Genomic DNA, 6,163 nt, shown 5'->3' with positions numbered 1-6,163 from the left:
GGTGTTGGCCAAGTCGGCGGTGGCGCTCGACCGCGCGCGACGCCAGGGGGGGCCCCCCCGTCCGATCCCGCCGAGCAGGGTGGTGCCCCGCGTCACCGCCCGGCCGCCCGGCGCCCCGCCGCCGGGACCGCCCGCACCGGCCGCGCCCGGCCCCACCCCCGGCCCGCAGCAGCCCGGGGCGGCGTCGCGCTGACGCTGGTCACCACACTGCTCTGCGGAATCGCACTGGTGAGCACCCACTGGCGACGCGCGCAGACGAGCTACACCGCCTACTTCGCCAACACCAACGGCCTCTACACCGGCGACGAGGTGCGCATCCTCGGCGTCGCGGTGGGCACCGTGACCAGGATCGAGCCGCAACCCGACAGCGCGAAGGTCACCTTCACCGTCGACGCGAGATACCCGGTGCCGGAGGAGGCGAAGGCGGCGATCCTGTCGCCCTCGCTGGTCTCGGCGCGGGCCATCCAGCTGGTGCCCGCCTACTCCGGCGGCCCGAAACTGGCACCCCGGTCGGTGATCCCGCTGGAGCGCACCGCGGTGCCTGTGGAGTGGGACGACTTCCGCGACCAGCTGGAGAAGCTGACCGCGTCGCTGCAACCCACCGTTCCCGGCGGCCCGAGTCCGCTGGGAGCGCTGGTCAACACCACCGCGGACAACCTGCGCGGGCAGGGCGACACCGCCCGCGAGACCGTCATCAAGCTTTCCAAGGCGATCTCAGCCCTCGGCGATCACAGCACCGACATCTTCTCCACCGTCCGCAATCTGCAACTGCTGCTCTCGGCGCTGTCCTCGAGCAGTGACCTGCTCGCCGACTTCAACACCAACCTCGCCGACGTGACGACGGTACTGTCCAACACCCCGGACGAAATCGCAACGACCACAAAGGGACTCGACGGCGCACTAGCCGACTTGCGCGGCTTCGTCGCCGAGAACCGCGACGGTCTCGGCGAGACGATCGACCACCTCAACGCCATCACCGGTGCCCTCAACGAGAGCAGCGGCGACATCAAGCAGGTGCTGCACATCGCCCCGACGGTGTTCCAGAACTTCACGAACATCTATCAGCCCGCCCAGAGCGCCATATCCGGGATCCTGGCGCCGGTCAACTTCGCCAACACCGTCCAATTCATCTGCAGTGCAATCGAAGCGGCGTCCCGCCGCGGCTTCGAGCAGTCCTCCAAGCTGTGCGTGCAGTATCTGGCCCCGATCATCAAGAACCGCCAGTACAACTACCCGCCGCTCGGGCTCAACCCGTTCGTCGGCGCCGCCGCGCGTCCCGACGAGATCACCTACAGCGAGGACCGGCTGCGCCCGCAGTCCGCCGACCCGGGTCTGGGGCTGGCCGGGGTGATGCTGCCGCCCGGAATGTCGCCATGAGAAAGCCGGTGGCCGCCGCACTGGCTGCGGGACTGGTGCTGGCGCTGCCCGGGTGCGGCTGGCGCGGGCTGAACTCGCTGCCGCTGCCCGGGACCCAGGGGCGCGGCGACGGCTCCTACACCATCTCCGCCCAGCTGCCCGATGTGGTGACCGTTCAGCAGAACAGCCGGGTCCGGGTCGGCGACGTCAACGTCGGCAATGTCACCGCGATCGAGGTGCAGGACTGGCACGCGCTGGTCACGATGCGCATCAACGGCGATGTCCGCCTGCCGGCCAACACCACCGCCCGGGTCGGCCAGACCAGTCTGCTGGGCTCGATGCACATCGAGCTGGCCCCGCCGGCGACCGAGGCCGCGCGCGGCGAGCTCACCGAGGGGTCGGTGATACCGCTGGCGGCGGCCGGCGCCTACCCGACCGCCGAGCAGACGCTGGCGTCGGTGTCGGTTCTGCTCAACGGCGGCGGGCTGGCGCAGCTGCAGGAGATCAACCAGACCTTCGCCAAGGCGCTGGCCGGCCGCGAGGACCAGATGCGCAGTCTGCTCACCCAACTGGACACCTTCATCGCCGCGCTCAACGACCAGACCGGCGACATCATCAGCGCCACCGAGCAACTCAATGCCCTCGCCGGGCAGGTGGCCGCCCGCGACAAGACCGTGGACTCGGCGCTGACCACCATTCCGCAGGCGCTGGCCGTGCTGTCGGACTCCCGCACCAAGCTGGCCGACGCCATCACCGCGCTCGGGCAGTTCAGTGCGGTGGCCGCCTCGACGGTCAACCAGAGCCGCGACGCGCTGGTGGCCAACCTGCGCAACATCGCCCCGGTGCTGCGGTCGCTGGCCGACGCCGGGCCGGCGCTGACCAAGGGGCTGGACTTCCTGTCCACCTACCCGTGGGTCAAGAGCACCATCCCGAACTGGTTCCGCGGCGACTTCGCCAACATCACCCTGGTGATCGACCTGACGTTGAGCCGGCTGGACAGCGGCCTGTTCACCGGGACACGCTGGGAGGGCAACCTCACCGAACTCGAACTGCAGTGGGGACGGACCATCGGCCAGATGCCCAGTCCCTACACGTCCGGCAACCCGCTCATCGCCCCCTACCGGACGGGCGGCTACTGATGATCCGGCTATCGCGAACGGTGTGGATCCAGCTTGCCGTGCTGGCGGTTGTCACGGTCATCGCCGGCGGCGTCATGACATTCGGCTTCGTGAAACTGCCCGCACTGCTCGGCATCGGGCGCTACACCGTTCGCGTCGAGATGCCCGCCGCCGGCGGTCTCTACCCGACGTCGGTGGTCACCTATCGCGGCACCGAGGTCGGCCGGGTCCGCTCGGTGGACGTCACCCCGGACGGCGTCCGGGCCGTCCTGACATTGAACTCCGACATCCCGGTTCCCGGCCCGGTGACCGCGGCGGTGCACAGCCGGTCCGCGGTCGGCGAGCAGTTCCTCGAACTGACCCCCGCCGCCGGGGCCGATCCCGATCATCGGCTGCGAGACGGGGACGTGATTCCCGCTGCGGCCGTGACGGTTCCACCCGACATCGCCGCCCTGCTCGACGCCACGAACCGGGCGATCACGGCGATCCCCCCGGACAACCTGCGCACCGTCGTCGACGAGGCCGCCAAAGCGGTCGGCGGCCTGGGGCCCGAGTTGGCCCGGATCGTCGACGGGTCGGCGGCGCTGGCGATCGAGGCAGGAAAGAACATCGGACCGATCACCGCGCTGATCGACCAGTCGCCCGCGGTTCTGGAATCCCAGGTGCGGACGTCGGATTCGATCGCGGCGTGGGCCCGGCAGATGGCCGCCATCACCGGACAGCTGAGATCCCAGGACGCCGCTTTCGCCGACCTGCTGCGCCAGGGCGGGCCCGCGCTGCGAGAGGGCACGGCACTGTTCGACCGGTTCTCCCCCACCCTGCCGATGCTGCTGACCAATATGGTCAGCCTCGGCCGGATCGCCATCGACTACCGGGCCGACATCGAACAGTTGCTGGTGCTTTTCCCGCAGGGCACCGCGGTGATGTCGGCCATCGCCGCGCCCAACGCCGGGACCAAGCAGGACTATCGGGGCATCTACCTCGACTTCAATCTCAACCTCAACCTGCCGCCGCCGTGCAACACCGGATTCCTCCCGGTCGCCCAGCAGCGCTCCCCCAGCGACGTCGACGCCCCCGAACGGCCGGCCGGCGAGTTGTACTGCCGCCTGCCGCAGGACAGTTCGCTGAACGTGCGCGGCGTCCGCAACATCCCGTGCGAGACCAACCCCGGCAAGCGCGCCCCCACGGTGGAGATGTGCGAAAGCGACCAGGACTACGTCCCACTCAACGACGGCTGGAACTGGAAGGGCGACCCGAACGCGACGCTGTCGGGTCAGGACGTGCCGCAGAATCCGCCGGTGGCGGTGCCGTACGACCCCGCCACCGGCGGCTACGTCGGACCGGACGGTAGGCCGGCCACCAGGCCCGACCTGGTCGACCCCCAGACGCCGGGTTGGCAGCAGATGCTGACACCACCCGGAGGTTGAGCGAACCCGACGCCGGAACCGTTCGTGCGGGCGGAGGGACTCGAACCCACACGCTCTCTCGAGCACCGGCACCTAAAGCCGGCGTGTCTGCCATTTCACCACGCCCGCAAGCCCGCTGATCCTATCGCGGCAGGTCGAGGCGAACGGCCCGGCGCGGTACGGTCGACTGGTGTCCATCACGCGCCGGCGCCGCTTCGGGCTGATCCTTCTGGTGGCCGTCGCGGCCTCGGGGTGCCTGGCGCTGGGCTGGTGGCAGTGGAGCCGCTGGGAGTCCACCGCCGGCAGTTTCCAGAACCTCGGCTACGCCCTGCAGTGGCCGATGTTCGCGGCGTTCTGCGTGTACGCGTACCGCAAATTCGTCAGCTACGAAGAAGCGCCGCCCCCACCGCCCGGCGACGGGGACATCACCGCGCTTCCCGACGGGCTGCTGCCGGAGCGCCCGGTGGCCCCGGAGCAGCACGCCGACCCGCTGCTGCAGGAGTACAACGCCTACCTGGCCGGGCTCGCCGAGGCGGACCGCACGGCCGGCGGGCACGACCAGAACAGGACCAGTGCATGACCGACACCCCGCCGATCGCCCCGGTGGAAAAGATCCGTTCAGCGTTGACCGGATACCGGGTGCTGGCCTGGATGACCGGCATCTGGCTGATCGCACTTTGCTACGAAATAGTCCTCAAATACGTGGTCAAGGTTGACAACCCGCCGAGCTGGATCGGCGTGGTGCACGGCTGGGTCTACTTCGTCTATCTGTTGTTCACCGCCAATCTCGCGGTCAAGGTGCGCTGGCCCATCGCCAAGACGATCGGAGTCCTGCTGGCCGGGACCATCCCACTGTTGGGCATCATCGTCGAGCAGGTGCAGACCCGCGAGGTCAAGGAGCGGTTCAACCTCTGATCCGGTCGCCGAGATAGTTTGCTGACAGCGCGCGTAGCGACGTAACGCACGAGTTGCCCACGATCCGCATAAGGAAGTTATTCAGACGGGTGGAAAAACCGGGCGATCAACCGTAAAAGTGGTCCTTTGCTGTGCTTATAGGGTTCTGGGAGTACGCCCCACAACCCGAACGGATGGGTCGCGAACCCGCCGGGGACCGACTTCGGCTAATTTGCCAAACGGTCAAACACCGCGTGGTTACTATTAGCCGTCCGTCAGCTCTCGGTTAAGGATCAACATCATGCGCGCATCGGAGTTTCTGTCCCCCAACCGTCCCGACCGTCGGGTGGGCCGCGTCGGCGCACTGGCGGTGGCACTGGGTGTCGGCGCGGCCGTGGTGGTGATGCCCGCGGTGGCCCATGCCGACACCACCGGTTCGGCCGGTTCGACCGGGGCGGCCAACGACGGTTCGGCGTCCTCTCCGGCGTCCAAGAGCAGCACGCGTCCGTCACAGCGCCGGACCCGGGCGGCCGGCCAGGAGACCGGTGCGGCGGACTCCGCGCCCGCACCGGCGACCAGGCGCGCGCCCCGCAGTGCGGCGACCGAGAGCGGGACGGTGGCCGACACCCGGACGCGCGGCAAGAAGGACTCAGCCCTGCCCCGGAGCGCAGCACCGCGGCGCAGCGGCGCGCCGACCGCACCGGCGGCCGCGCCGGTCGAGGTGGCGGCTGCCGGTACGGATGCCGAATCCTCTTCCATCCCAACACTTTCGGCGGCGCGACGGACACTCCCGGCGGCGGTGGTGGACGCCCCGACGGTATCGGCCAAGTCTTCGGTGACGGCCAAGTCGTCGGTCACGACACCGGCCGCACCGGCGCCGGCCGCTGCCGGCGCACCGGCGCTGAAGTCGGCGGCGGCCGGTGGGGTGGTGTCGGGGTTGGGTGCGGGCTTGTTGTCCTGGTTGGCCGGCGGGGGTGACGGTGGGGTTCCCGCGGCGGGTCCGTTGGCGTGGACGGCGGCGGCGTGCAGCCGTCGGGAGTTGGGCAAGGGATCGGCGGGCTCGCGTGCGGCGGCGTCGGTGTCGACCTCGGGTGGGTTGTTGCTGAGATCGCCGAGGGTTTCGGCCACGGGCGCGTTGACGGCGACTCCGATGCGGTTGTTCGGGGATGGGACCGCCGAGAGTCCGGATGCGGGGTTGTTGGGCGGTACCGGTTGGACGTACACCCAGTATGAGGGGGCGTGCACCAGTGGTGCCTGTGATGGCGGTAAGGCCGGTTTGTTGTGGGGTAACGGCGGGGGTGGTTTCGCCGGTGGTGACGGTGGTTCGGCGGGGTGGTTCGGCAACGGCGTTGCCGCCGTTGCCGCCGTCGCCCTCGCCGCCGCCGATGG

7 protein-coding genes and 1 tRNA gene are annotated in these 6,163 nt (G+C 69.6%); 6 read left to right on the top strand and 2 right to left on the bottom strand.

The window, feature by feature from the left end; translation table 11 throughout:
• From ACKOQ4_RS09660 to ACKOQ4_RS09645, 4 genes are all read left to right on the top strand, one after another.
• Positions 1-193, top strand: a 193-nt coding sequence (locus ACKOQ4_RS09660; protein ID WP_526291222.1) for a hypothetical protein, incomplete at its 5' end; no start/stop codon positions are given.
• Positions 194-219: 26 nt separating this feature from the next.
• Positions 220-1,377, top strand: coding sequence for an MCE family protein (locus ACKOQ4_RS09655; protein WP_526291220.1), 1,158 nt, complete (start codon positions 220-222; stop codon positions 1,375-1,377).
• On the top strand, positions 1,374-2,495 hold the full coding sequence (locus tag ACKOQ4_RS09650; protein WP_526291218.1) for an MCE family protein: 1,122 nt from the start codon (positions 1,374-1,376) through the stop codon (positions 2,493-2,495). The genes ACKOQ4_RS09655 and ACKOQ4_RS09650 overlap by 4 nt, the downstream gene beginning before the upstream one ends.
• Complete coding sequence (locus tag ACKOQ4_RS09645; protein WP_526291216.1) at positions 2,495-3,901, top strand: MCE family protein; 1,407 nt, start codon at positions 2,495-2,497, stop codon at positions 3,899-3,901. The genes ACKOQ4_RS09650 and ACKOQ4_RS09645 overlap by 1 nt, the downstream gene beginning before the upstream one ends.
• A gap of 25 nt (positions 3,902-3,926) precedes the next feature.
• On the opposite strand, the gene ACKOQ4_RS09640 is transcribed toward ACKOQ4_RS09645, so the two are convergent.
• Positions 3,927-4,009 (bottom strand) — tRNA-Leu (locus ACKOQ4_RS09640).
• Positions 4,010-4,070: 61 nt separating this feature from the next.
• Between ACKOQ4_RS09640 and ACKOQ4_RS09635 the strand changes: the two genes are divergently transcribed.
• Together ACKOQ4_RS09635 and ACKOQ4_RS09630 are read left to right on the top strand one after the other, a co-directional pair.
• Positions 4,071-4,460: a hypothetical protein gene (locus ACKOQ4_RS09635; protein ID WP_526291214.1), complete on the top strand. Its 390-nt coding sequence runs from the start codon at positions 4,071-4,073 to the stop codon at positions 4,458-4,460.
• Positions 4,457-4,795: a DUF3817 domain-containing protein gene (locus ACKOQ4_RS09630; RefSeq protein WP_526291212.1), complete on the top strand. Its 339-nt coding sequence runs from the start codon at positions 4,457-4,459 to the stop codon at positions 4,793-4,795. The genes ACKOQ4_RS09635 and ACKOQ4_RS09630 overlap by 4 nt, the downstream gene beginning before the upstream one ends.
• Before the next feature lie 243 nt (positions 4,796-5,038).
• Here ACKOQ4_RS09630 and ACKOQ4_RS09625 read toward each other — a convergent pair whose 3' ends face one another.
• Positions 5,039-6,019, bottom strand: coding sequence for a hypothetical protein (locus tag ACKOQ4_RS09625; protein ID WP_526291210.1), 981 nt, complete (start codon positions 6,017-6,019; stop codon positions 5,039-5,041).
• Positions 6,020-6,163 lie beyond the last annotated feature (144 nt).

Origin of the sequence: Mycobacterium sp. (genome assembly GCF_046095365.1) — a bacterium.
In the GTDB taxonomy this organism is placed as follows: Bacteria; Actinomycetota; Actinomycetes; order Mycobacteriales; family Mycobacteriaceae; genus Mycobacterium.
This window is presented reverse-complemented; position numbering and strand designations above follow the sequence as displayed.

Excerpts from the sequence above, each read along its gene's own strand:
- ACKOQ4_RS09650 (WP_526291218.1), top strand. The coding sequence starts at position 1,374 with ATGAGAAAGCCGGTGGCCGCCGCACTGGCTGCGGGACTGGTGCTGGCG.
- ACKOQ4_RS09645 (WP_526291216.1), top strand. The coding sequence starts at position 2,495 with ATGATCCGGCTATCGCGAACGGTGTGGATCCAGCTTGCCGTGCTGGCG.
- ACKOQ4_RS09630 (WP_526291212.1), top strand. The coding sequence starts at position 4,457 with ATGACCGACACCCCGCCGATCGCCCCGGTGGAAAAGATCCGTTCAGCG.